This is a genomic window from Halomonas sp. KG2, from assembly GCA_030440445.1.
GTDB lineage: Bacteria > Pseudomonadota > Gammaproteobacteria > Pseudomonadales > Halomonadaceae > Vreelandella.
In genome coordinates this window covers 3230538-3256999 of sequence record CP098528.1, presented here as the reverse complement: position 1 = coordinate 3256999, position 26462 = coordinate 3230538, and the positions used below count along the sequence as shown (strand labels likewise).

The window sequence follows — 26462 nt, the reverse complement described above, 5'->3', positions numbered from 1 at the left end:
CGAGTATCTATCGGCAGCTAGTCACTATCGGCAGTTAGTACCTATAGACAGTTAGCACCCATAGACCGCTAGTAAACATATAAGAGGAACGTCCCCATGACAAAACGTACGTTTTCGCGCTTGGCCCTGGCAGCCGCAACTTCCATGCTTTTTATTTCCCCTGCTATGGCAGAAACCTTGCGCTTGGGCACGGTAGTAAGTGCTCCTCACCCATGGATTGATGCTGCTGAAGCGTTTAAAGCCGAAGTAGCAGAAGCGACCGATGGGCGTATCGATGTACAGATTTTCCCAGGTGGCCAATTAGGTAATGACCAGACAATGGTCGATGAGATTCGTATCGGTACTACCGATATGATCATTGGCGGTGTGATGAATATTTCGCCGTATACCCCTGAATTTGAAATTTTCAGTCTTAATTATCTGTTTGAAGATATGGATAAATTCCGGGCTGCCACCTCTCCAGACTCGCCCGTGTTTGACTACTTCGCCAACGCTATGCAGGAGTCAGGCGTAGGCTTGAAGTTGTTGAGTCTGACAGGAGGGGGAACGCGCAATTTAAGTACCAATACCGGACCTGTCACCCAGCCCTCTGATCTGCAAGGTATCAAGATGCGTGTGACTGGTTCCCGCCTGGATGCTGATATGTGGCAATCAGTCGGTGCGTTGACGACATCGCTACCATGGACAGAAATCTACACTGGCCTGCAAACCGGCGTAGTGGGGGCCTTCGAGAGCACCATCAGTGGTTATTACTCAAGCCGCCTTTATGAAGTAGCTCCTTATCATGCCAAAACCGAACACCAGGTGATGATGAGCCATATTTCCATCAGTGAGAACCGCTTTAACCGCTTCTCGGAAGAGGATCAGGCCATCATTCTCAATGCGGCCCAGAATGCGGGTGAGTTCGGCACTGAAAAAGGAGTGGAGTACGATGCGGAGTTTATTCAGGAATTCGAGGAGCTAGGTGTAACGGTGACTGAAGTCGACAAGCAGGCCTTCATTGATGCGGTCGTTCCTCTGCATGACGAGTTTGCTGAGGAACGTGGTTTGACTGAGCTGCTTGACACGATTCGCAACCTGTAAACCGCGATCCATCAGCGCTTTGGCGTGCTGCTTTGTGTCTCATCTGAAAGCAGTGCGCCAATGTAAGGGCAGAAAAATGCGGAAAATAAACGATCTGTTGGAGAAACTCCTGACATTTATCGCGGGCTCGCTGTTTGCAGCCTTTATCCTAACGGTGCTCTATCAGGTGGTGGCACGTAACTACCTGAAAATATCAGTATCGTGGACCGATGAAGTTGCTATGGCTTGTTTCATTTGGGCGGTCTTTATTGGCGCGGCCATTGCACTGCGTAAGCGTAGGCACTATGTGGTGGACGTGTTCCCTCCAAGCTTTGTTATTACTCAGCGCGTATTACGCTTATTCGGTAGCCTCGCCTGTCTGCCCGTGATCTATGTACTGATTGTGCACGGTAATGTACTGGTGGATATGGGCTGGAACCGACGCTCGGTAGCCTTAGGTACGCCCATGGCCTATGTGTTCGCCGCGATCCCCGTAGCAGGTATCTCCATGTTGCTATTTTCTATTGAGACTATTCGCGATGATATCGCTAAGCTGCGTGCTGGTAGAGATGCGGCCAGTGGTGGAGAGGCCCCCGAATCATGAGTCCATTGATTACCTTGATTGGCAGTTTTCTGATTCTTATCGGCCTAAGTGTCCCTATCGCTTTTGCTATTGGTTTGGCTTCCATATTGACGATCATGCAATTGGGGCTGCCTTTAACCTCGGTCGTTAATCAGATGTTTGCCAGCATTAACTCATTCCCGTTACTGGCCGTGCCTTTCTTCCTATTGTTAGGGCGCCTGATGAACGACGGGGGCATCACCGACCGCCTGCTGCGCTTTGCGGATAGCACCGTTGGGCATGTTCGCGGCGGTCTGGGCCACATCAATGTCATGGTATCCATGATGTTCGCCAGCCTTTCGGGGTCTGCAGCTGCAGATACTGCCAGCGTGGGGGCGGTGCTCATTCCTGCGATGAAGAAGTCGGGCTATCCCGCGCCGTTTGCTGTGGCATTGACGGCAGCATCGTCTGTGCTGGGAGGGATCATTCCACCCTCGATTCTCATGGTAATTTACGGTGCCTTTGGCAATGTATCAGTGGGTGCTCTGTTTATGGGGGGCATTCTGCCAGGGATACTCGTCGGTTTGATGCAGATGGGATATGTGTATTACATCGCGAGAAAGCACGATATTAAAGCAACGGGTAAGTTCTCTTTCCGCCAAATGGGGCGTACAGCGATCACCGCTGCTCCACCTATGGTGCTGCCGCTAGTGGTGCTAGGTGGCATCACCCTAGGCGTATTCACTGCTACGGAAGCGGCTTCGGTAGCGGTCTTAGTAGGCGTGTTGTTGGCCTTTGTTTTTTATCGAGCGATACGTTTTAGGCAGCTTCCCGGCATTTTGTCAGATTCGGTTGTAGCCTTTTCGTTACCGATGTTTGCTGTTGCTTCCGCAGGCATTATGGGGTGGCTGATTTCGTACTTGGGGATCGCTCAGGAGGTCGCTAACTTTATCCTCACCGTAACGCAATCGCGGGTGGGCATCATGCTGTTGGTGATGCTGTTCATGTTAGTGATTGGAACCGTTCTCAGCCCGGTGACGGCAGTTATTATCTTCCTCCCCATTATTCAGGGACTGTGTATCGCGGCTGATATCAACCAGGTCCATATGGCGCTGGTAGTGATTTTATCGCTCACCCTAGGGTTGATTACGCCTCCCTATGGTATTTGTCTGCTTATCGCAACACAGATTGGCGAAGTTTCCATGCCGCGTGCTTTTATGGCAGTAATACCGCTAATAGTGCTCATTATGTCGATAATTATCGCCATGATACTACTGCCAAGCGTCTTTCTGTATTTACCGCAATTAGTGTTTCCAAAAGCGTTTTAGTAAGGTGGGGTAGCGTTATATTAGCGCTACCCCCACCTCTACGATGCCAAATACTGCCACCCCAGCAGCGACCGGCCAGCCCAAAGAGCGGAGCCGCGACCATACCCACAATGTGACGGCAAGACCGATAGCAGTGGCAATCCATGAAACGGCACTCGGGCTCACTGGCACGATAGAAACACCGAGCACAGCGGCGATCATCAGCGGGCCGAGAATACTTAGCCACTGAGGCATATTGTTAATGCCTGTCTCACTGTTTATACGGCGCTGCATCCATAGAAAAGGCACCACACGCATCAGCAGAGTACCTATCGCGGATATCATCACCGCTAACCACAACGCGCTACTCATTACTTCCTCTCCTTTTTTCAAACTTCACCAGATAGAAGCACAGCGCGCCACAGGCAGCCGCCAATGGGATGGCCACATTGCCCCATCCAGTCAGCGTTAAACACAGTGCGGCAATGATGGTGAGTCCCATTGCTACTGCCCAGCGTTTATCGGTAAAACGCGGAGCCACCATGGTGAGAAATAGTGCAGGCAGCGCGAAGGGCATAATTTCACCCAACAACGGCCAGCGGGCGGTAAATGTTTCGCCAGCGGTAGCCCCCACGGCAGTGCCCACTGCCCATGCTCCCCACGCCAGTAACGATGCACCTACAAACCAGCTAAAGCGCTTCGCGTCAGGCAACTGAGGAAGCCTGGTTAATGCCAGAGCAAATACCTGGTCGGTTAGGCCGTGCATTAGCCATGGCCAATGGCGGCTGCGCGGCAGCAGCTCGGCTAGGTTAGGGCCGTACACTACATGGCGCACATTAATCAGTAATGTCATTGCTACCACCAACCACAGCGGAGCGCCGGTGGCGATCATGCCCACAAACAAAAACTGCGAAGCACCCGCGTAAATCAGCGCTGATATAGCTGTGGCTTCCCATGTGCTAAAGCCTGCTTGGCTAGCCACTAAACCAAATGATAGCGCCACCGGTATGTAACCACCCAATAGCGGAATCGCTTCCCGCACGCCTTGCAGCGCGCTACGCCAAGGCGAGTGGCTGACGAGTTGGTTCATAGCGCTTCTCCCTGTTCGCCGTAAGTAATGGTAAGTAGCATGGTGGCCTCGTGGTCTTGGGTGCGGTAAAAGTGAGGCTTATCAGCACGGAAGGTGATGCTTTCGCCAGGGGTTAGCGTCGTCACTGCCCCTTCTGGGCCGGCTTCTAGCCAGCCGCTGATCAGGGTCAGCGTTTCTTGAGTGCCCAGGGTGTGAGCTTCAGCGTGACGCAGGGTATGGGGAGCGCAGCGCATCCAATAGGCATCTACCTGAGGCGAGCCTTTTCCCTGGTCAATTAACTGAACTTGCACGCCATCTTCACCTAAAGGCACTGAGATAGGCGCGACCAGGGTGCCGAAGGGGACATTAAGCTGCACTGCTAACCGCCAGATGGTGTCCAAGGTGGGGTTGCCATTACCTTGTTCCAGACGGCACAGATTCGATTTGGCAATGCCAGCGGCATTGGCTAGATAGGAGAGTGACCAGCCCCGCGCTTGGCGAAGGGATTGCAAATGCTGGCCTAGGGTACTTAGTGAGTGCTCATCCATTCTATTATCTCGCTGTTCCTTTTATAGAACGTTCTATATAAGGAACAGCGAGAAGTCAAACAAATTGTGTTATATCGTGTGGTCAGAGTCGGACGGTTGACGGGCTCGGCAGGCGGCAGCAGTGAACAGCACATCCGTTGAGGAATTCAGCGCGGTTTCGGTCGCGTCTTGTACCACGCTGATGACAAAGCCAATCGCTACCGCCTGCATGGCAACTTCTGTTGGAATGCCAAACAGGTTGGCAGCCATCGGAATTAGCATCAGCGAACCACCGGCTACGCCTGAAACACCGCAGGCAGCCAGTGCAGACACCACGCACAGTAGTAGGGCTGTGGGGAAGTCGACGGTAATGCCTAGCGTATGGGTGGTCGCCAAGGTAATCACCGTTATGGTGATAGCTGCACCACACATGTTGATCGTCGCGCCGAGCGGAATAGAAATAGCGTAGGTGTCGGCATCCAGCTTTAGGCGGCGGCACAGCTCTAAATTTACGGGGATATTCGCCGCTGAGCTACGGGTGAAAAAGGCGGTGATGGCACTGCCGCGCAGGCAGGTGAACACCAGTGGGTAAGGGTTCTGACGGGTAGTGAAGTAAACGAGCAACGGATTGCTAACCAGAGCAACAAACAGCATACAGCCTACGATGACCCCTAGCAGTTGAGCGTAGTTGAGCAATGCCTCTACCCCTGACTCTGCCAAGGTTCCCGCGACTAAGCCAAAGATGCCAATCGGCGCTAAGCGAATTACCAGCGTGACAATGCGGGTGACAGCAGTGGATAAATCGCTTAACGCTTGGCGGGTGGTGTCGCTGGCTTGGCGTAGCATTAAACCAAGGCCAATGGCCCATGCCAGAATAGCGATAAAGTTCGCTTCCATTAGCGCACTTACCGGGTTAGCCACCGCATTCAATAACAGGTCCCTTAGAACGCTAAAAATATCCCCAGGAGGATTGCCGTGGTAATCCCCCCATTTTTAGAGGGCTTCAAAAGTAGGCCTCAGGCCATCATGGCCAACTTCTGTTGAGGAGTGATTCCTCCGAGTCCCATATTGGGTCGTTCGTGATTGTAGTGCCAGAGCCAGCGAGTAGCATAACCTTGGACTTCTTCGGTGCTGTCGAACAGATACTGGGCCAGCCAATCGTAACGCACCGTTCGGTTGTAGCGTTCGATATAGGCATTCTGCTGGGGCTTGCCGGGCTGGATAAACGCCAACACAATGCCTTGGTTTTTCGCCCAGTTCGCCAGCTTGCCGCTGATGTATTCAGGGCCGTTGTCACAGCGAATAGAGCGCGGTTTGCCCCGCCACTCAATGATCTGCTCCAGTGACCGTATAACACGCTCTGTCGGAAGCGAGAAGTCTACTTCGATGCAAAGGCCTTCGCGGTTGAAGTCATCAATCACATTCAGCAGCCGGTATCTGCGACCATCGTTGAGCTGGTCGTGCATGAAGTCCATCGACCAACTGTCATTGATCATTTCCGGCACGGCCAATGGCTCCGGCTTTTCACGAACCAGGCGTTTCTTGGGTTTTATCCGCAGGTTCAGTTCCAGCTCCCGATAAATTCGGTAAACCCGTTTGTGATTCCAGCCAAACCCTTTGACGTTTCTCAGGTGCAAAAAGCACAGGCCGAAGCCCCAATTGCGCTGGTTATGGGTCAACCGGATTAGCCAGTCGGCGATCTCGGTATTCTCGCTGCTGAGCTTGGCCCGGTAGCGATAGCAGGTCTCGCTGATGCTGAACATCCAGCAAGCCAGTCGAATGCTGATGCGCTTCTCATTGACGGCTTTCTGCGCCATCTCACGGCGTCGAGACGGCTTCACCACTTTTTTTCGATGGCTTCCTTGAGGATGTCCGCTTTCAATCGTTCCTCAGCGTACATCTTCTTGAGCCGTCGGTTTTCATCCTCTAGCTCTTTCAACCGGGCCATCATGGACGCATCCATGCCGCCGAATTTAGCTCGCCACTTGTAGAAAGTCGCACTGCTCATGCCATGCTCACGACACAGCTCTGGAACCGGAGCGCCGCCTTCGGCTTGCTTGAGAATTGACAGTATTTGGCTGTCAGAAAAACGTGATTTTTTCATGCAGAATCTCCCTGCGTTTAGCTTACGGAAAATTCTACTTTTGAACACCCTGGTTTTTCGGGGGGATTACCCCGTCAATTTGCCCCGCATTCAATGAAAGTTCGGTAGGGAACAGAAAGCTTGCCGCCACTGCAATTAGCGCAGCGATTAATGTGCCTACCACATACAGTATGAGCACGGGGCGAATGTGTGTTGGTTGACCTTTCTTGTGTGCAGCGATGGCAGCGGTAACCAGCACAAAAACTAAAATAGGGGCCACTGCTTGCAGAGCGGCAATAAATAGCTGGCCAAGCAGTGCCACATTGCCTGCAATGTCCGGTGTGAAAAGGGCGATGAATACCCCGGCAACAATGCCAATTAAAATCTGCGGGATAAGGCCCAGCCGGAAAAGTGGCTGAAACACAGTGTAGACGGTGGCAATCATTGCGCGACTCTCAGGTAGTAGAAGGGGAAACGTTGTGGCGATAGGCCGTGGACGTGCCTGAAAGGGGCAGCATTCTACCAGCTGTGAGTATCTCGCGGGCAGTTGTATGAAAAACTTGGGGAGGGCGCTCAATTAGATAAGTAACTGGCGATATAATGTGCCGATCGCTGAGTTTTATTCTTGGCGACACCTACGTTGCAACCTATCGCTCCTCTTAAAAGAGAAAAGAACAAGGAACTTATCAATGCGCATTAAAGTGTTATTAGCTGCACTGCTGATACTGTGTAGCTCTTCGCTTGCAATGGCTGCCGACTACTACATCGATATCACTAATCGTACGGGCTATATCTTGTATTATATGTATATAAGCCCAACAGATTCGAAAAGCTGGGAAGAGGATGTGCTCGGCAATGATGTTCTGATGGATGGTGATACTCAGCGGGTGACGATTACGGGGTATGACAGTCCTATCTTCGATATTCGTTTGGTCGATGAAGACGACGACAGCTATACCTTCTGGAAGGTAGATGTATCTACCCGGGATCTTGTGGTTACGCTAGATGATTTAGACTGATAAAAATTCCCAACGGTTTGCCTCCCCTAACAGCGCCCTTGCTGATGATTCTTCGGGATAGAGGCAAGCCGTTTTGTTGAGCACTCCGTGTTATCAGCGTTTAACGCCACATAACATTGTCATGATGCAGGGGCACATCGCCTGATAACTATCTCTAGTTGATGATGCTGACTATCTAGGGGCACTCGAATGGGCATACCAACCTCCGTTTCTGCTAAGCAAACGCCATCCAGTGTTGCCGTGAGGGCTTGGCTTAGGAGGGGTTGGCTTAAGAGATTCTGACTTAACGTCGCTGGAGAAGCTTGCGCGTTGGTCACCTTGATATGATAGTGCGATTGGGCAAGGGTAATGTCGGTAGTAAAATGCGGCCAGCTCGCTGGCAGGCAGGGATAAATTACCAGCCAGCTCGCTTCCCGGCGAATGCCTAAAATACCCTCCATACCGGCTTGATACATCCAACCGGCGGCGCCGGTATACCATGTCCAGCCTCCTCTACCCACATGGGGTGCCACAGAATACACATCAGCAGCGACCACATAAGGCTCAACGCGATAGCGGATAGCCGCTTCCGTGGTGGTGGCATGGTTGATGGGGTTAAGCAGTGTAAACAGCTGATATGCTTTGTCGCCTTCACCCAGCTGTGCAAAGGCCAAAATTGCCCACATTGATGCATGACTATACTGCCCGCCATTTTCGCGCATTCCAGGCGGGTAGCCGCTTATATAGCCGGGATCCTGCTTAGGGTGATCAAAGGGAGGCCAAAAAAGCAGCGCTAACTGCGGGTCATGCAGAATGAGCTCGCGCTCCAGGGAGTGCATTGCGAGCGTCGACCGCTGAGGGTCGCTGGCGCCGGAAAGCACCGCCCATGATTGGGCGATGGAATCAATCTGGCATGCATCGCTTTGTTTGCTGCCTAGCCAGCTGCCGTTGTCGTAAGTCGCTCGACGATACCACTGGCCATCCCAAGCGCTGTTTTCAAGCGCTAGGCGTAGCGCATGGGCATGTTGATACCAACGAGCGGCGCGTTGAGGATCATCTGAGTGGCAGGCTTGGGCCTCGCGCTGCTCGGCAATTGGCGCAAATTGATGAAGTGTTTTAAGCAGCAACCAGCCTAGCCACACACTCTCTCCCTTACCCCCAGCACCCACGCGGTTCATACCGTCATTCCAATCCCCGCCGCCTATCAGCGGCAAGCCATGTTCACCCAGTTGCGAAAGGGTGATATCCAGTCCGCGTGCGCAGTGTTCAAACAGTGGGGCGGTTTCCAGCAAGGTGGTCGGCTGGAAAAAGTGTTCGTGCTCATGCGATGACAACTGCGCGCCGTCTAGAAAACTCACCGGCTCATCCAGCACCGTTATGTCCTGGGTTGTTGCGAGATAACGCGCGCAGGCGTAAGCCAACCAAACCCGGTCGTCAGAGATGCGCGTGCGCACGCCTTGTCCGGAATGTGGCAACCACCAGTGCTGTACATCGCCTTCCGGGAATTGGCGTGAAGCCGCTCGCAGTAAATGCTGGCGCGTTGTAGCGGCGTTGCTAAACGTCAATGCCATGCAATCTTGCAGCTGGTCGCGAAAGCCATAGGCACTGCTGGCTTGGTAAAACGCTGAGCGAGCCGTTAAACGGCAGGCGATGGTCTGATACAGCAGCCAGCCGTTTAGCATGATGTCCATCGCCCGATCAGGTGTTTTGACCTGGATGGCATTGAGCTGCGTGTTCCAATGGTCATGAATGTTGGCGAGCTCTGCATCAATGTCAGCATCACGAAAACGGGTAATCAGCCTCGTAACGTCGTCATTGGAGCCACCCTGACCAAGCAATACGATAATGTCGACTGTTTCTCCTGGGGCTAGCGTCACGGGACGCTGAAGAGCGGCGCAGGGGTCTAGTCCCGCGCCTAACGTACCGGAAAGCGGCGTTTTACAGCGTAACCCAGCCGGTTCGACCAGGTTTTTTCCATAACCGATAAACTCGCTGCGATTGCCAGTCCATTGCGTAGGTGGCTCGCCAATATCGAGAAAAGCCACTCGGCCTGGGAAGTCGGCATTCCATGGATTGGTAACTAACAACGCACCGCTTTCTGGTGCTTGCGACGTAATCAGGAAGGGAGCTGATGCGCTGCGCGACGTGCCCAAAACCCACTCTGCATAAGCGGTCACAGAGAGCTTGCGTGTCCGGTTTGAATGATTAGTCAGTCTCAGCCGTGAGATGCGCAACGGGGCATCCAGGGGCACAAAGTGCAACAGTTCTAAGCTAAGCTCGTCATTCTGATGTTCAAATTGGCTATAGCCAAAGCCATGACGCGCAACGTAGCGGCCTGAATCACGTATCGGGCTTGCCGTTGCGGTATAAAGCTCGAACGTCTCTTCATCTCGGACATAAACAGCATCTCCGCTTGGGTCAATGACGGGGTCATTGCTCCACGGCGTCAGCTGGTTTTCTCGGCTGCTGTCTGCCCATAGATAGCCAGCGCCCTCTGCCGATACTTGAAACCCGAACTGTTGATTGGCAATGACATTAATCCATGGCGCAGGCGTTGAGCTGCCCGCTTCTAGGATGGTGACATACTCTCGTCCTTGCTTTGCAAACCCGCCCCAACCATTAAAAAGCTCGAGTGTAGGCCGCTTAAGTTGGCGAAGAGTATGAGTCTTATCTATCAACGGTCTGGGGAGGGCGCGTTTAGTAATGGCAAGCGGAGGCTTGGCGGTGCTCTGACCAGACAACATAACCGACAGCTGATCTGCAATTGATCCTCGGTGCGCTATCAGCACCACGCGAGCAATTGATAGAAGCTGAGAGCGTGACTGGGCGCTTGCTAAGTCGGCGCGTAAGGCATAAACCGTTCCCTGGGCATAGCCATTGTGAAGCCGGGGTCTTGCTTGGCTGCTGAGAATCGTGGCTTCAATGGCTTGCTGTAGATCTTGAATATAAGAGGAGGCACGCTCATTGATGATGACGATATCGACTTCGAGACGTTTCATGCGCCAATACTCATGGGCGCGAAGTAATTGATGCAATTGTGGCAAATCGTCAGTGGATTCAATCCGCAGCAATACGATGGGTAAATCACCGGAGATCCCGTGTTGCCATAGCAGTGACTGTTGAGCTGCGCCGCTTTGAATCGTTTTCTGGGGTGCCCTAAAGCATGCGTCGGGATAGAGCAGTGGGGCAGCCAGCCGCTGAAAGTCGGCGGCCTCCTCTGGCTGAGTGCCCAAATGGCGTAGCTGCACTTGCGCTTGAGTCCAGGCGAGCATTTTTGCTCGCTCAAAGGCGCTAACATCATGATGCTTATCAATGAGATCCATCAGCGCCTCGCGTGAGCCGGCAACAACCGTCCAGTAAGCGATGCGGGCGGCTTTTCCTGGCGCGATCCGCAGGCAGTAGTGCGATGCAAAAATAGGGTCAATAACACTGCCTACCGTGCCTGATAAATGCTGGCCTTCAGAAAGTGCCGTTGCTGTGGAAATACGGTTGCCTCGGCCAATAAATTGCTCGCGGTCGGTCTCATATTGGAAGTCTCCCACAGTATCGCCTTCCACTACGGCGAAGTGAGCTGCCCACACTTGCGCTTCGCTGGGGGCCCGCCGCCGACGGGTGGCGATTAGCGCATTGAATGCTGGAAGGTATTCAGTAACCACGAACATTTTGGCAAAGCTAGGATGGGCGTTGTCGGTACTCGGCGTGGTGAGTACTAATTCTGCATAAACCGTAACATCAATGTCGCAGGTTTGGCGTCCATTGTTGGTCAGTGTTAGCAAACGTACTTCGCTGTCATCTTCCCCAGACACCAGGATGTCTAAGTGACTGGCAATAGATTCGTGCCGATGGTCATAGCGAGCATAATCTTCAGCAAATAACACGTGATTGTCGTCGTTATTCGTGTCGGTATGTGATTCCAGTGACTGTCCTGTTGCATTCCAAACGCTTGGGCGTCGCGTATCGCGGAGAAAAATAACGCTTCCCCAGTGATCGCGTGTGGTATCTGGTTGCCAGCGAGTGATGGCAAGATTGTGCCATCGGCTGTAGCCGCCACCTGTTGCGGTCAACATGACAGAGTAGTTGCCGTTTGAGAGCAGGTGAGTCACTGGAGGTCCGTTGACGCCGGTTGATAGACGGCGCACGGTTTGTGCTTCGTTGATGGTTTGGCTAGCGGTTGATTTCACCTCTTCGGCACGGGGATAAGCAATAGCCACATCCCGTGGAATACGCTCTTGAAGCAATAGCTCGCTCGCCTGAATCATCGGTTCGCGGTGGAAGCGTTGTCGCATCTGCCCACGGTGAAGCGTATTAGCGATGGCGACGATGGTCATGCCTTGGTGGTGTGCCATATAGCTGCGCACAATCACCAGCTTGGCGCCTTTGGGGAGCCGTGAGCGGGTCAGGTCTAGCGCTTCGTAGTAGCCATAGCGTCCTAGCGCGCCCATTTCTGCAAGGCGGCGATAATTTTTGAAGGCCCCCTCTGGGTCGATCATTGCCGCCAGCCCCGTTGCGTACGGCGCGACCACTAAATCGGCCGATAGGCCACGCTTCAGCCCTAATCCAGGCACCCCAAAATTGGAATATTGATAAGTATGCTCTATGTCCCGTGCGTTATACCCCGACTCAGAAATGCCCCAAGGAGCTGAAAACTGGGCGGCGTATGTTTCCTGGCGTTTAACTATCAGGCGGTTAGTTTGCTCCAAGAGACTGCCAGCGGGAGCGCGGATTATCAGCGACGGCATCAGGTATTCGAACATGGAGCCTGACCAGGAAATCATTGCCGCACCCTCTTTTAAGGGGGTTGCAGCGCGCCCAAGTCGGAACCAGTGACGAGTGGCTACATCGCCTTTGGCAATGGCAAACAGGCTGGCCAGCCGTGCCTCTGAAGCCAGCAGATCATAACAACTGATGTCCAGACTGACGTCATCCAGCGAGAAGCCAATCGACAGTAACTGCCGCTCAGGATTGAGGAGAAACGCAAAATCCATACTGAGGGCAAGTCGTCGCGCTTTACTGGCCAGTTGCTGGAGCCGCTCTACATGTGCGCCATTGGCGATTGTGTTGTTTGTGTGGTCACCGCTATGCTGTGCAGCCGTTTTGTGTAGTGCTGCCACCCAAAAAAGCACATCTTTATCATCGTCACTAGCGAGATGCTCATTGAAAAGGTCGCCAGCGATACTAAGTGCTTTTTTGGTTTGCTTGGTCAGGGCTTCCAAGTCTAATGGCGATGTTTTATTTGCGCTTACGAGAGTGGCGACTTTCTCAAGCTGATCAGTGAGCGGTTTGGTGGGCGAAGGTGTTTCTGCTGCTTGGGAGGAGCGCTTAAGCTCTTCATATTTAAGTGCTTCGAACGCCAATGCCAATGTATCAGCTATTGCTTGGCGAGGGTCAGGTGAAAACGTTGTGTCCTGCCAGGTTTCCAAGGCGTTAGCGAGAGTAATGAGGTGACCAGCAAGGTTGCCGCTATCGACAGTAGATACATACCTGGGGTTTAGCGGACGCAGATCATCGATTGCATACCAGTTAAAGAAGTGACCACGATAGCGGGGCAGGGTATGCATGACGGCAAGTGTCGTTTCTATACGGCTTAGCGCGTTGGGGCTACCGATCCAACCAAAATCACGCGCCGCCAGTATCGACAGCAGGTATAGACCCATATTGGTTGGTGACGTTCGCTGGGCGATAACCGGCCGAGGCTCTTCCTGAAAATTGTCCGGCGGTAGTAGATTGGTCGATGTAGTTACAAAGGTTTCAAAGTAGCGCCAGGTTCTACGCGCAATTAGCCGAAACTCACGGGCGGTTTCTTCTGTTATAAGAGGTTGGGTCGCAATACTAACCGTACTGCTTAGCCAAGTTGCCAGTACCAGCGCCGCTATCCATAGTAGCGCTATCGGCAAGACCACTAGCCAAACACTACTGTTAAACCATAACGCACTGAAGGCAATGGCTATGCCAAGTAACGTACCGGGTGCCATGTGCCGATAAAACCCCCAAATGGTCAGGTGGGGGCATTTCATCGTCTGGGCCGACGATGTCCACTCTAGTAAATGGCGGCGAGTGATAAAAACGCGTGTCAGGGTGCTAACAATGGCATCTAGCATCCGCCACGCTTGGTCAGGGAGAAACATCAGTTGCAGCAAAATTTGTTTCAATCCCAGCGTCAGTTCATCCCTCCATTGTTGGAAGTGGTAACGAAGGTTGACGCCTTTGCGCAGTGGAGCGAACGACGTTATTAACGACAGTAAGACCGGTATGCTAATGACCATAATAACCATTAAGCTACTGACAACGGCCATCATGAGAGGCAGTTGCCAGCTCACTGCAAGGCAGGCTAATAGTAACGGGGGAAGCAGCGATCGGCGTAGATTGCCGAGTATTTTCAAGCGCCCTGAAGGCGGTAATGAAGCTGTTAATAACCAAGGGAGTAACTGCCAATCGCCTCTCACCCAGCGATGTTGGCGTTTTGCCACCACATCATAACGGTCTGGAAAGTCTTCTATGACTTCAATATCTGATGCCAATCCCGCACGGGCAAAAATGCCCTCAAACATATCGTGACTTAGTAGGCTGTTTTCAGCGATACGGCCCTCAAGCGATGCCTCAAAGGCATCAATATTATAAATACCTTTCCCTGCAAACGAGCCATCACCAACTAGGTCTTGATAAAGATCTGAAATGGCGGCGGCATAAGGGTCAATGCCGCCTGGAGAAGAGCACAGCTGTTGATAAATAGAGCCTCTTTCGCCTGTAGGCATCGATTGAGTGACGCGTGGTTGCAAAATTGCATAGCCTTCCACTACCCGCCGTTGCTGCGTATCAAATCGAGGGTGGTTTAACGGGTGGGCTATTTTGCCAACCAGCTTGCTGGCGGCTCCTCTTGGCAGGCGTGTATCGGCGTCCAGCGTGAGAATATAGTGCACATTTCTTGGCAGGGAAGGTGGGGCCCTGAAGGTCGTATCGGTTGCGCCACGTAACAGTTTATTGAGTTCATGGAGCTTGCCCCGTTTGCGCTCCCACCCCATCCAGCATTGTTCACCTGCGTTGTAGACGCGGTTGCGGTGCAGTAAAAAGAAGCGCTTTTCATGGCTGGAAGCACAGTAGCGTTTGTTTAATTCTCAATGCGTTTTTCACAAATGCTCAACAATGCCTCATCGGTGGCTAGTTCTGCCTGCTGGGCATCAACACCATCCGTTAACAGTGCATAGCTAATAGCACCGCCATCACTACCCAGGTGGTGCACCTCAAGCCGATCAAGCTGTTCTTGTAAGTCAGTTTCATTGGTCAATAGCGTTGGCATTGCCACCAGCGTACGAAGAGAGGGGGGAACACCTTTGGAAAGATCTAGGCTAGGCAGTGGCTGAGCGCCGATATTATAAATAACGAAACGATTGACGATAGACGTAGCGAACTCAATCGTGGGCAGTACGCCCAGAGCTGCCAATAACAATAACCACAGTGACGACACCTCGCCTGAATGCGTTGATAACAGCAACCACCCGGCCAATACCATCAAAGCGACGGTAGTCGCTGTCAGCATTATGACGTAGCCATTGATGCCATTTTTCAACAGCAGCTGGCGAAAGCGCCGTTTCAATGGCGGGCGATAGTTAAGGCGTTCTTCTAACGTATTCCTACCCGCTGCCACTAAAAAATAACCGGGGTCTTCGACTCGTGCTGCCTCATGGACATCATCGGTAAGTGGCAGCGCTTCTCCTGACAGCGTTAGCGTATGATCAACGACTTCCAACTCGCTATAGGCTGAGCCACGGGCGAGCTCTTCCACTGCAATGCGATACTGATTACGTGTTGAAAAATCATACTGCGCAAAGCGGCTGTGTTCGCGTAATTTTGCGTCTACCAAACTGACACTTTCGAAAAGCTCAGCCCAATCGGTGCTAGAAATAAAACGCATACTGGTAATGATATTTCGCACAGTAACGTTCGCTGCACCTTGGCGCTGTTGGTTACTTTGCACGACATCATCGATGGATTCGCCCTGGCGATTAAGCTGCTCAAAAAGCCAGCAGGCCAGTGCATTGGTATGGGGGTTAACACCGCGTAAACGTTTGGCTAATTGAGCTATAAAGGGCGCCGACAGTGGCGTTTTCTGAGACGTAAAAGAAGGGAATTGATGATCAATTGAACCATCATCCATTGAGCAGCTATCTGTCGAGATGCTATTAGCCGATTCGTTGTTTACCGAGTCATTTTCAGTAGCAATCCATCTAGCCGCAAGTGTGTCCGCGGCATCGCGCGCCGTTTGTTCACTAATAATTTGATCGGCAAGTCGACGTAAATTTTCAACTAATACAATACGAAGCGTTATCGCGACCGCCCATAACTCTCCAATTGTTAGTGGCTGTACGCGTTGATAAGCTTTAATAAATGTACGTAAGTTAGCGAGTTCTATATTGCTATCGGTATGTGCAATAAATGCCCACGCAATACCAAAGACGCGTGGGTAGCCCGCAAAGGGGCCTTCTGCAAGTTTTGGTAACTGTCGGTAATAACCCGGCGGAAGATCGCCGCGTATTTCACGAATTTGTGCTTCGATAAGATGATAATTATCAAGTAACCAAGCGGCAGCGGGAACGACATCTCGGCCTTCTGCCAGCGTGACTGCGCAAGCGCGGTAAGCGGCAAGTAATACGCGTGCATTATCGTTTAGGCGGCGCGTCAACGACACTACTTTGATCGGTCTTGCAGTCACAACTTGTTGTGCCAGCGCTAAACTACCCGCGTGCTGCTCAAGTCGCTCTGCACTAAATAACTCTTCACGTACTGGCGCAGGGGAGCTCCACAATGCCATAGAAGCTTTGTGTTGGCGCACACGACGAAATAAAGGCGTCTGAAAAAAAAGAGTCACGGGTTACATCCTGATGAATGTGTACAGCACAGCTCTTAAAACAATGCTTTTCTATCAGGACGATGTGCTTAACGTTCGCTGCTGTCGGTTCGATAACGCACATTACGTGCGTAACCGTTATAGGGCGATCTTAAGTGCTAGCGTAGGGTCCAATAGCCTCCCCATAGCCGCGTGGCAGTCGTGATTAGGCAAGCGACTGCGAATAGCCCCGCTAACCATGGAAAATAGTGAGGAAATAAGCAAAAGAGCACTAACGCGATAACGGTTTCTGTGCCTTCGGTTAATCCCTCTAAATAGTAAAATGCCTTTTGTGGAAAGTTTGGCCGTTCAACATTGCGTGCTTTCGCCGCAATAGCAAAGGCTAAAAACGATGTTCCCGTGCCGATAAATGCGAATAGCAGTAGCGCGGCTGCCAGCGCATTTTGCCCAGGGTTAGCCAGCGCGAACCCCAGTACGACCGCGGCATAAAAGACAAAATCCAACCCGATATCAATAAACCCACCCGCATCGCTTTGCTGGCTGCTTAGCCGGGCAAGCGCGCCATCCAGCCCATCACCAAGGCGGTTCAATAAAATCGCCATTAGTGCCAAAACATAATATTCAAAGGCTAATAGCGGTAGCGCGCTCATACCCACTAAAAAAGCCACTAAGGTAACTTGGTCAGGGGTAATCTGCCGGTTGTTGAGATACCGAGCCATACTGGCAAGTGGTCGATGGGTCAACGGCATAGTAAAACGGTCGAGCACGTGATTACCTCCTTGGAAAAAGACTCAAACCTACCGGGATAAAAGCGCAGTGTCACATCAGGGTAAGGAGCGCTAACAGCTACAACTAAAGTTGTTAGACTTTGGTTGTAATTTTTGTCAATTCGCTGGACTAATACTTGGCTGCAGTGAATAAAGGGCACCAAAAAGCCAGCTAGGCTGGTTTAAATACGCCATAGGGGTTTACTGAGTTAAGCACCCTTTCGATCACCTGACTGCGAACGGTACTTTGATAATGCGCAGAACTGCCACCATGACACTCTGGGAGTCGCTTTGGCACTCCCATGACCAAGTCAAAAACCTACTTATGTGTGCGTTGCCAACCTCCGGCGCTGGACGCTCATCCTCTACTACGTCAGGTGAGCAACAACACTCGGGTAGCAGACCGCCAAAGCCACCTGCCTATACGACAGCTCAAAAGGTTGGGCTAGTGCTAGGGCCGATGCTGTTTGCCTTCGTGCTGCTGTTTTTCCACCCCGCGGAACTTAGCTTAGAAGGCCGCATGGTGCTTGCCACCACGCTTTGGGTAGCCGTGTGGTGGATTACCGAAGCCATACCTATTCCTGTTACGTCACTTTTGCCCATTGTATTGCTACCGATCACTGGGGCGCTTGAGAGTAGTGCGGTAACGGCAGCATACGGTAATCCTATTATCTTCCTTTTCCTCGGCGGTTTTATGATTGCCCTAGCGATGGAAAAGTGGGATCTGCATAAGCGTATTGCCCTCACCATTATTTCGGTATTGGGCACCAGCATTAACAGTATTGTGTTCGGCTTTATGGCGGCCACTGGCTTTTTGTCGATGTGGGTATCCAACACGGCGTCGGTCATGATGATGCTGCCTATTGGCACTGCAATTGTGTATCAGGTAACCCAGGAGCTGAATAAGAGCGAGGGTGATCATAGCGAAGACATCGATAAATTCAGTAAAGCACTGATTTTTGGCGTTGGTTACGGCGGCACTATCGGTGGTTTGGGTACCCTGATCGGTACGCCTCCCAATATTATTCTGGCAGCGATTGTGAATGAGCTGTTTGGCGTTGAAATTACCTTTGCCAGTTGGATGATGTTTGCTTTCCCGGTTGTTGTGGTGCTGCTGTTTATTGGTTGGCTAATGCTGACACGCTTTATTTACCCGATTAACTTCAGCAACCTTCCGGGTGGCAAAGCGCTCATTGCTAAGGAAAAGGCCGCGCTGGGTAAGATCACCTTTGAAGAGAAAGCAGTGCTGGTTGTTTTCCTGTTAGCGGCGTTTTTCTGGATTACTCGCTCTTTCCTGTGGCAAGGCCAAATACTAACCATCCCAGGTATTAACGACACGATGATTGCCATTGTGGCGGCGATTGCGCTGTTCTTAATTCCTTCGCCAAGCAAAGGCGGCTGCTTGCTGGGGTGGGATATTGCCAAAGACGTGCCTTGGGGCATTCTGCTGCTATTTGGCGGCGGCTTGGCGATTGCTGCTGGTTTTGGCTCTTCTGGTTTAGCTGCCTGGATCGGTGGTCAGATGAGTGTGCTGGAAGGCGTTAACTTCTTGCTAGTGATCTTGCTAGCCGCTGGAATGGTGTTGTTCTTGACCGAAATCACTTCCAATACAGCAACGGCCACGATGATTCTTCCGGTGCTTGCCTCGTTGGCGCTGGCGTTGGATATCCATCCGTTCGTGCTAATGGTACCTGCGGCCATGGCAGCGAATTGCGCCTTTATGCTGCCGGTGGGCACGCCCCCCAATGCGATTATTTTTGCGACCGGAAAAATCAAAATTATCGAAATGGTACGCAACGGGTTCTGGCTGAATATTTTCGCACTGCTGCTTATCGTCGCGGCGGTTTATTTCTTATTGCCCCTCATGTGGGGAATCGATCTAACCACCTATCCGGACGCGTTCCGCGACTAACAGCCAGTCACTAATGTTGCTCCAGCCCCGCCATGTGCGGGGCTTTTTGTAGAGAGCTTTGGTAGCAAGCTTTTTGTGCTGCGTGACGGACAGTTTGGAATGCAGATTGCTATGATGGGGCATATTTTTTGCGTTGAGCCTGCCATGCGACTACTTCATACCGCCGATTGGCATTTAGGACGGCTGTTTCACAACCTCTCCCTGCTGGAAGACCAGCGCCATGTATTGAACCAGCTACTGGATATTATCGACCGCGATGCGGTGGATGCTGTGCTGGTTGCAGGCGATATCTACGACCGTTCGGTGCCGCCATCCGCCGCCGTCACGCTGTTAGATGAGGTGCTTGGTGAGCTGTGTGAAAAGCGTGGCCTACCGGTGATTATGATTTCCGGCAACCACGACGGCGCTGAGCGACTCGGCTTCGGGGCGCGCCACCTGCGCCAAGCAGGGCTGCATATTCTGTCTGATCTATCTGCCTGCGATCATCCCGTGACACTGTCGATTAATGGGGAAGAGGTGGATGTGTTCGGTATTCCCTACGCTGACCCGGAGTATGTGCGCAGCCAGTTTTCGGTGGATGTCCGCGATTTCGACAGCGCCCACCGTTACTTAGTCGAACGTATCAACACCCAGCGTCAAGCGGGTCGACCGACTGTGCTTATGAGCCACTGCTTTGTGGATGGCGGCAGTGCCAGTGATTCAGAGCGACCGTTAACCTTGGGGGGCGCGGAAAGTGTTGCTTGGGAGCCGATGCAGTCGTTTGACTATGTCGCCTTAGGCCACCTTCATGGGCCGCAATATCGCGGTGGTAACCATATTCGCTACAGTGGCTCGCTGCTTAAATACAGCTTCTCAGAGGCTAACCAGCGCAAAGGCGTCACGCTGGTGGATATTGGCCCCGAGGGCGTGAGCCAGATCGAGCACCGCCCGCTGACGCCGCGCCGAGAGGTACGTGTGCTGGAAGGCGAACTGGCCGAGCTGCTAGCACAAGGCAAAACCGATACCCAAACCGATGACTATCTACTCGTTCGTTTGACCGACCGCCACGCGATTCTTGACCCCATGGGCAAGCTACGCGATGTCTACCCCAACGTGCTGCATTTAGAAAAGCCCGGCATGTTGGAAGCCCAAGGGCGTCAGCAGCTAGACCGCGAGCGGCTGCAGTTTAGCGCGTTGGATATGTTTAGTGATTTCTTTAGCCAAACTAGCGGGGGCAATATGAGTGATGAGCAGGCCAGTGCCATGCGCGAGCTCATCACCTCCCTAAGCCGTGAGCAGGAGAGCCAGTCATGACGCCGTTAACGCTCACCATGCAGGCGTTTGGCCCCTTTGCAGGCAGCGAAACGATTGACTTTACTGCGTTGGGTAAAAGCCCGTTGTTTCTGATTAATGGCCCCACGGGCGCAGGGAAAAGCTCGATATTAGATGCCATCTGTTTTGCGCTTTACGGCCAGACCACCGGTAATGACCGCGATGCCGGGCAAATGCGCTGTGACCAAGCTGCTGCTACCTTGTTGACCGAGGTTAGCTTGGATTTTCGCCTGCGTGATAGTGCCTACCGTGTGCGCCGGGTGCCCCAGCAGGAGCGCCCCAAGGCGGCTGGTGAAGGCACAACCACACAAAGTGCTGAAGCCCAGCTGTGGCGGCTGACCCCGGAAGGTGATGAGGATGAATGTTTGGTGGCGCGTAAGGTCACCGATGCCAACAGCCAACTGCACGCCTTAATAGGTCTGGATGCTAATCAATTTCGCCAAGTGATGGTGCTCCCCCAGGGGAAGTTTCGTGAACTGTTGTTAGCGGAATCGAAAGATCGCGAGAAAATTTTTTCGCAGCTATTTCAAACCCAGATTTTTCAGCGTATTGAAGAGCGCCTGCGTACCCAGGCGAATCAAATTGAGCGAGCGGTGAATGATCACCGCCAGCATATCAGCGGCATTTTGGCCGGGGGCGAGCTGGAAAGCGAAGCGGCATTAGCGCAAGAAGTAGAGGCGCTAACCCCGCAAGTAGGGCAAGCGCGCCAGCGTTTTGAAACCGCTCAGCAGCAGCGCCGTAGTGCTGAACAGCGACGAGATGAAGCCCAAGCGTTACAGCGCCAATTTGAAGCGCGGGACAGCCTCGCTGCAGAGAAAGCACGCCACCTTGAGCAGCAGGCGCAAATAACGGCCTTTCAGAGTCGTTTGACCCAAAGCGACCACGCTCAAGCGCTACGACCTTACAGGGCTGCGTTAGTCCAAGCGCAGCAGGCACTCACTACCGCCCAAGAAGAGCAGCGACAAGCTGATGCCGCGCTGACTACCCAGCGTACCAATACTGAACAAGCCAAGCGTACCTTTGAAACGGCCCGCCAGCGCCAGACCGAACTACCTGCACTGCGCGAGCGCCATCGTCAGTTGGGCGAGTTTATCCACAAAAGCCAGCAGTTAAGTGAGCTTGAAGCGCGCTGGCAAGCGGCACAAACCGCTTGGCAGCAAGCCGATGGCATACTTAAGCGTGATGAAGCTCAATTAGACGGTATTCGTCAGCAAGGTGAAGCGCTAAGCGTTACTCTTGAGCAGCTGCAAACGGAAAGTCAGCAGTTGGCCAGCGCCCCTGCAGAGCTGAGCCGCCATGAAAGCCTGCTAGCTCAGCGACAGGAGTTGGAGGCGCTGATGCGGCAGAGGCGTGAACTTGTCGCTCAACAACAGCAGGCAACGGCGGCACTTCAAGGTCGGCGCAGCGAAGCAGAACAGGCTAAGCGCCACGCAACTGAGCAAGAGATGCGCTGGCACCAAGGGCAAGCCGCACTGTTAGCGCTCACCCTGGAAGAGGACGCACCTTGCCCGGTGTGTGGCAGCCTTGAACACCCATCCCCAGCGGTTCAGCATGCTGATATCGTTACCCAAGCGCAGGTAGAAGAAGCCCGCTCAGCCCAGGAGCAAACCCGCCACGCCTTACAAACCGCTGAGCGTCAGGAGCAACAGTTAGCACAACAGCTTAGCTATAACGCTGAGCAGGCGCAGCGCCTTAGTCACCTGCTTGGTGAGTGGGCCAGCCAACCGCCGTTTGAGCTGCAACAGGCCTGCGAACAATTGCGCCGCCAAGTCGCGCGTCGGCAACATGTTGAGGGTGAGATTAATCGGCAAAACGCTGCCCGTGACGAGCGTCGCCGTGACTGGGGCACGCTGGACAAACAGCTCAAAGCCCAACGGCCTGCGGTTGAAAAGGCCAAAGAGGAGGCGTTACGGCTAGAGAGCCAGCGCGATCAATTAAGCCAATCACTGCCAGAAGATGCCCGTAACCCGTTGGCCATGCGCCAAACGCTCACTGAACTTGATAACCAAATTGCTGAGCTTGAACAGGCCTGGGAGCGTGCACAGCAGGTGCTTTCGACGAGCGAAACTCAGCAGGCGCGGGCAGAGGAGCAACTGCGCGGTGCAAACCAGCAGCTGGCGCGTAGCCAGCAAGCGCTTGAACAGGCTCAGGCTGAGTGGCAAATAGCGCTACAGGCTAGTTCGTTTGACAGCGAAGCTGCCTTTCAGGCGGCTCAGCTAGAGGATAGCCAACGGCAAGATCTGGCTCGCCAGGTAGAGGCCTATCAACGCCGGTTGGCTGAACTTGACGGCGCGCTACACAATTACCACGCCCAGCTGGCCGAAAAAACGCCGCCAGATCTAGCCGCACTCGCCACACTCACCGAAGCCGCCCAAGCGGAGGAGCATACCCAACTCGAAGCGTGGCGAACACTAGATGGGCGGTTAAATACGTTGCAGGGTATTCGCCAGAAACTTACCGCCGCCCGTGCGGCTCAGGCCGAGCTTGAAGCCCAGTATCGAGTGTGGGGGACATTAAGCGAAGTTGCTAACGGGCGCACTGGTAATCGCATTAGCTTGCAGCGGTTTGTGCTAGGAGTGCTGTTGGACGACGTACTGATTCAGGCGTCTGAACGACTGGTGCGTATGAGTCGTGGGCGCTACCAATTGGTGCGTCGCGAAGACCCATCCAAGGGCAACAAAGCCTCGGGACTGGAGTTGGATGTGGCCGATACCTACACCGGCAAGAGCCGTTCGGTAGCGACGCTTTCCGGCGGTGAGTCGTTTATGGCGGCGTTGGCGCTGGCACTAGGGCTTTCTGACGTGGTACAGGCCTACGCAGGCGGTATTCAGTTGGATACGCTATTTATTGATGAGGGCTTTGGCAGCCTTGATCAGGATGCGTTAGACCAAGCGATTGCGATGCTCAGTGAGTTACAAATGGGCGGGCGAATGATCGGGATTATCTCTCATGTCAGCGAACTCAAAGAGCAAATGCCTGTCCGTGTTGAAGTGCGTGCCAGCCGACTTGGTAGCTCGGTGGAAGTGAAGGGCGCGCTTCTTTAATGCCTGGGGTGGCGTTAATTCATGCTGCGTTCATACAGCATGTTTTATAACGGAAGTGAATCGTCTAGCGAGTCCTAGAGATACTATCCACTTAGGAGTGCAAGGATGAACGCAAGCAAGATTTTACAACAGTTGATGAAGCAGGCCAGCGGTAGCAGAAGTAGTGGAAACAGTAGTGGAAACAGCGGAAACGGTATTGATGTTAAAGGCGTTATTGATGGGCTATCGCGCCAGCTAGGCGGTGGCAGCAGTAGCGCAGGCCAGGGCTCGCGGCAAGGAGGCGGCTCTAGCGGTTTTGATATGAAGAGCCTGTTAGGTGGTGGCGCAATGGGCATGCTCATTGGCTCTAAGCGTGGTCGTAGCATGGGCGGTAAAGCGCTCAAGTACGGCGCAATTGCTGGTGTGGGCATGCTGGCCTGGAAAGCATGGCAAAGCTCTCAGGAAGGGAAAAATGCTGCTAACTCGTCTAATGCTGCTCAAAATGCATCCGAGGGCGAACGGGTAGAAGTGCTTAGCGGTGAGTATCAAGAGCGGCGCAGCCTTGAGCTGTTGCAAGCAATGATTATGGCCGCAAGGGCTGATGGCCACATTGATGAGCAAGAGCAGGCACTCATTACGGAGCAGATCGATGCGCTAGGTGCCGATCAGGAGATGCATCGCTGGGTCGAGCAGCAGCTTAATGCTCCGCTGGATGCTCAGACACTCGCCCGTGAAGCCGACTCTCCCCAGGCTGCCCGCGAGATGTATCTGATCAGCGTCGCTGTCACTGATGATCAAAATCCCATGGAGCGCGCCTGGTTGGATCAATTGGCAAGTGCGCTGAATCTCTCGCCCGACATGGCTGCCGAGCTTGAACGCCAGGCGCAGCAGGCAGGTTAATGCTAGATACACTTAATTTTTGGCTAGCCACCGGCTTTGGGCTGGGGCTAGCGCCAGTCGCGCCGGGTACGGTAGGTTCGCTGCTGGGCATTCCCTTAGCATGGTGGTTGTTAAGCCGACCGTTGGTACAGCAGGGCGCTGTCATCGCTGTTCTGCTGGTACTTGCAGTGCCGATTTGTCACGTCGCTGCGTGGCACTACGCAGGATTAGATCATGGCAGCATTGTTGCTGATGAGTACTTGGCGTTCCCGTTAGCGGTTATTGGGCTACAAGCGGCACGCCATCCACTGGTAATGGCGTTGGCATTCGTTATTTATCGCCTCTTTGATTCGCTGAAGCCGCCGCCAATTCATTTGGCAGAGTATGTGCAGGGTGGCTTTGGAATTGTGTTAGATGATGTTATTGCGGCGTTAGTGACGTGGGTAGTGATGGCACTAATACTGAAATTTTGGCAGCGCGGAGCCTCTGAGCAACGTTTGAACCCATAAAAGATATCAGCAACAAAAAAGCGCCGCTAGCCTGTTGAAAGCTAATGGCGCGTTCTTTTTACGACCTATGATTCTGAGCGTTTACTGCCTCACTCTTTAACAACAATTACCGATTTTGCGTTAACGAACTCAAGCATACCGAAACCACCATGCTCACGCCCATAACCGGAATCTTTGACGCCGCCAAACGGCATTTCCGGGGTGGCAACGCCAAAGCCATTGATGAAGACCATGCCGGTGTCAAAGTACTTGCTGGCAAGTTCAGTAGCACGCTTCACGTCTTTGGAGATGATGCCGCCGCCGAGACCATAACGGCTGTCATTAGCAATGCGCATGGCGTCTTCGTCGTCTTTAGCGCGAATCAGCGCCGCGACGGGTCCGAATAGCTCGTCATCGTAGGCGGGCTGGCCGGGTGTCACGTTATCCAGCACGGTCACTGGGTAAAACGCGCCTTTACCAGATGGCTTTTCTCCGCCGCAGAGGATTTTTGCGCCTTTACGCACACTCTGTTCCACCTGCTCGTGGAGAGCATCGCGTAGGTCAACCCGCGCCATGGGGCCTAAGTCGGTGTCATCTGCCCTGGGGTCGCCTACTTTCAGCGCCTTCATTTTTTCCACAAAACGCTCTTTGAACGCTTCGTAGTTGGCATCGGTCACCACGAAGCGTTTTGCAGCCACGCAGGTCTGTCCGGTATTAAACACTCGGCCAGTGACGCAGGTTTTGACGGCAACATCGAGATCGGCATCATCCAGCACCAAATAGGCATCGTTTGAGCCCAATTCCAGTACGGTTTTTTTCAGGTGCTCGGCTGCTTTTGCCGCCACTTTACGTCCTGCACCATCACTGCCCGTAAGCGTGACGCCACGAACCGCCTGGTGTGCAATCACCTCATCAGATACATCGTGAGAGATAATGATCGTGCGGAAAACGTTTTCCGGTAGGCCAGCCTCACGATAAATTTTTTCGAGCAGTAGGCCACTGCCAGTGACATTCTCAGCATGTTTCAGGAGCACGCTATTACCCGCCATAATGTTGGCGATGGAGTAACGCACTACCTGATAAGCAGGGAAGTTCCACGGCTGTATGCCATAGATAACGCCCATGGGAGAGTAAGTGACAATGCCACGCTCGCCATTGCTGGGGTTGCGCTCTTCGTCAGCTAATGTAGTGGGGCCATGCTTCGCGGTGTAATCGCATATACCTGCGCAAAGCTCGACTTCCTGGCGGGCTTGGTTGGGTAGCTTGCCCATTTCCTTCACCATCAGTTCGGCAAGCTCTTCTTTATTGGCGTTAAGCGCCTCGCCAATGGCTTTCACTACCTTAGCGCGCTGTTCAAGTGGTTTAAGCCGCCAGTCGAGAAACGCTTCATGACTAGCCTCGACAATCTGCTTGGCATGGCTGGCATCCATTAGCGCATAAGTCTCAAGCGTTTCGCCGGTGGTTGGGTTGACGGTTGTGATGCTGTTGCTCATAAGATCTCCTATCTTTTGATCAACGGGGCGTTAAAGAATAGACCAGCTATTAGCCGACTGGTCTATTAATACTGATTCTCCACTCTAGTAGAAAAAACGCTGCTTTGCCCAAATTGATTGTTAGCGTCTTAACTAAAGC

General features: G+C 53.0%; 17 protein-coding genes and 2 pseudogenes. 9 read left to right on the top strand and 10 right to left on the bottom strand.

Going from position 1 to position 26462, the window contains the following annotated elements; all coding sequences use genetic code 11:
* Positions 1–96 precede the first annotated feature (96 nt).
* The 3 genes from NDQ72_15170 (at position 97) to NDQ72_15160 (ending at position 2952) form a co-directional block, all read left to right on the top strand.
* On the top strand, positions 97–1083 hold the full coding sequence (locus NDQ72_15170) for a TRAP transporter substrate-binding protein (GenBank protein WKD27385.1): 987 nt from the start codon (positions 97–99) through the stop codon (positions 1081–1083).
* Positions 1084–1159: 76 nt separating this feature from the next.
* A complete protein-coding gene (locus NDQ72_15165; protein ID WKD27384.1) occupies positions 1160–1666 on the top strand; it encodes a TRAP transporter small permease in 507 nt (168 codons plus the stop codon).
* Positions 1663–2952 (top strand): TRAP transporter large permease, encoded by a 1290-nt coding sequence (locus NDQ72_15160; protein ID WKD27383.1) that lies wholly within the window; start codon positions 1663–1665, stop codon positions 2950–2952. The genes NDQ72_15165 and NDQ72_15160 overlap by 4 nt, the downstream gene beginning before the upstream one ends.
* A gap of 15 nt (positions 2953–2967) precedes the next feature.
* On the opposite strand, the gene NDQ72_15155 is transcribed toward NDQ72_15160, so the two are convergent.
* The 6 genes and pseudogenes from NDQ72_15155 to NDQ72_15130 all read right to left on the bottom strand — a co-directional run bounded on the left by NDQ72_15155 (position 2968) and on the right by NDQ72_15130 (position 7055).
* Positions 2968–3303, bottom strand: coding sequence for an AzlD domain-containing protein (locus NDQ72_15155; protein ID WKD27382.1), 336 nt, complete (start codon positions 3301–3303; stop codon positions 2968–2970).
* Positions 3296–4021 carry an AzlC family ABC transporter permease gene (locus tag NDQ72_15150; GenBank protein WKD27381.1) on the bottom strand — a complete coding sequence of 242 codons (726 nt, stop codon included), beginning with the start codon at positions 4019–4021 and terminating at the stop codon, positions 3296–3298. The genes NDQ72_15155 and NDQ72_15150 overlap by 8 nt, the downstream gene beginning before the upstream one ends.
* Positions 4018–4548 (bottom strand): XRE family transcriptional regulator, encoded by a 531-nt coding sequence (locus NDQ72_15145; protein WKD27380.1) that lies wholly within the window; start codon positions 4546–4548, stop codon positions 4018–4020. Before NDQ72_15145 ends, NDQ72_15150 begins: the two co-directional genes overlap by 4 nt.
* A gap of 69 nt (positions 4549–4617) precedes the next feature.
* A pseudogene (gene sstT / locus NDQ72_15140) lies at positions 4618–5502 on the bottom strand (serine/threonine transporter SstT).
* A 41-nt stretch (positions 5503–5543) separates the two neighbouring features.
* Positions 5544–6631 (bottom strand): IS3 family transposase gene (locus NDQ72_15135; protein ID WKD27379.1). Its coding sequence is split into 2 segments (ribosomal slippage): positions 5544–6379 and positions 6379–6631, totalling 1089 coding nucleotides; the frame shifts between segments, so codons are not numbered across the junction.
* Between the two features lie 70 nt (positions 6632–6701).
* A pseudogene (locus NDQ72_15130) lies at positions 6702–7055 on the bottom strand (cation:dicarboxylase symporter family transporter).
* Between the two features lie 244 nt (positions 7056–7299).
* On the opposite strand from NDQ72_15130, the gene NDQ72_15125 reads away from it, so the two are divergent.
* Positions 7300–7629, top strand: a complete 330-nt coding sequence (locus NDQ72_15125; protein WKD27378.1) for a hypothetical protein — start codon at positions 7300–7302, stop codon at positions 7627–7629.
* A 119-nt stretch (positions 7630–7748) separates the two neighbouring features.
* On the opposite strand, the gene NDQ72_15120 is transcribed toward NDQ72_15125, so the two are convergent.
* The 3 genes from NDQ72_15120 to NDQ72_15110 all read right to left on the bottom strand — a co-directional run bounded on the left by NDQ72_15120 (position 7749) and on the right by NDQ72_15110 (position 17217).
* Complete coding sequence (locus NDQ72_15120) at positions 7749–14525, bottom strand: glycosyl transferase (protein WKD27377.1); 6777 nt, start codon at positions 14523–14525, stop codon at positions 7749–7751.
* Between the two features lie 188 nt (positions 14526–14713).
* Positions 14714–16471 (bottom strand): hypothetical protein, encoded by a 1758-nt coding sequence (locus NDQ72_15115; GenBank protein ID WKD27376.1) that lies wholly within the window; start codon positions 16469–16471, stop codon positions 14714–14716.
* Positions 16472–16608: 137 nt separating this feature from the next.
* Positions 16609–17217 carry a CDP-alcohol phosphatidyltransferase family protein gene (locus tag NDQ72_15110; GenBank protein ID WKD27375.1) on the bottom strand — a complete coding sequence of 203 codons (609 nt, stop codon included), beginning with the start codon at positions 17215–17217 and terminating at the stop codon, positions 16609–16611.
* A gap of 253 nt (positions 17218–17470) precedes the next feature.
* Between NDQ72_15110 and NDQ72_15105 the strand changes: the two genes are divergently transcribed.
* The 5 genes from NDQ72_15105 to NDQ72_15085 all read left to right on the top strand — a co-directional run bounded on the left by NDQ72_15105 (position 17471) and on the right by NDQ72_15085 (position 24851).
* Positions 17471–19129: a DASS family sodium-coupled anion symporter gene (locus tag NDQ72_15105; GenBank protein ID WKD27374.1), complete on the top strand. Its 1659-nt coding sequence runs from the start codon at positions 17471–17473 to the stop codon at positions 19127–19129.
* 144 nt (positions 19130–19273) lie between these two features.
* Positions 19274–20422 carry an exonuclease SbcCD subunit D gene (locus NDQ72_15100; protein ID WKD30413.1) on the top strand — a complete coding sequence of 383 codons (1149 nt, stop codon included), beginning with the start codon at positions 19274–19276 and terminating at the stop codon, positions 20420–20422.
* Positions 20419–23484, top strand: coding sequence for an SMC family ATPase (locus NDQ72_15095; protein ID WKD27373.1), 3066 nt, complete (start codon positions 20419–20421; stop codon positions 23482–23484). The genes NDQ72_15100 and NDQ72_15095 overlap by 4 nt, the downstream gene beginning before the upstream one ends.
* A 105-nt stretch (positions 23485–23589) precedes the next feature.
* Complete coding sequence (locus NDQ72_15090) at positions 23590–24363, top strand: tellurite resistance TerB family protein (GenBank protein WKD27372.1); 774 nt, start codon at positions 23590–23592, stop codon at positions 24361–24363.
* Complete coding sequence (locus NDQ72_15085; GenBank protein ID WKD27371.1) at positions 24363–24851, top strand: phosphatidylglycerophosphatase A; 489 nt, start codon at positions 24363–24365, stop codon at positions 24849–24851. Before NDQ72_15090 ends, NDQ72_15085 begins: the two co-directional genes overlap by 1 nt.
* 89 nt (positions 24852–24940) lie before the next feature.
* Here the strand turns inward: NDQ72_15085 and NDQ72_15080 are convergent, their stop codons facing one another.
* Positions 24941–26323, bottom strand: coding sequence for an NAD-dependent succinate-semialdehyde dehydrogenase (locus NDQ72_15080; protein WKD27370.1), 1383 nt, complete (start codon positions 26321–26323; stop codon positions 24941–24943).
* Between the last annotated feature and the right edge of the window lie 139 nt (positions 26324–26462).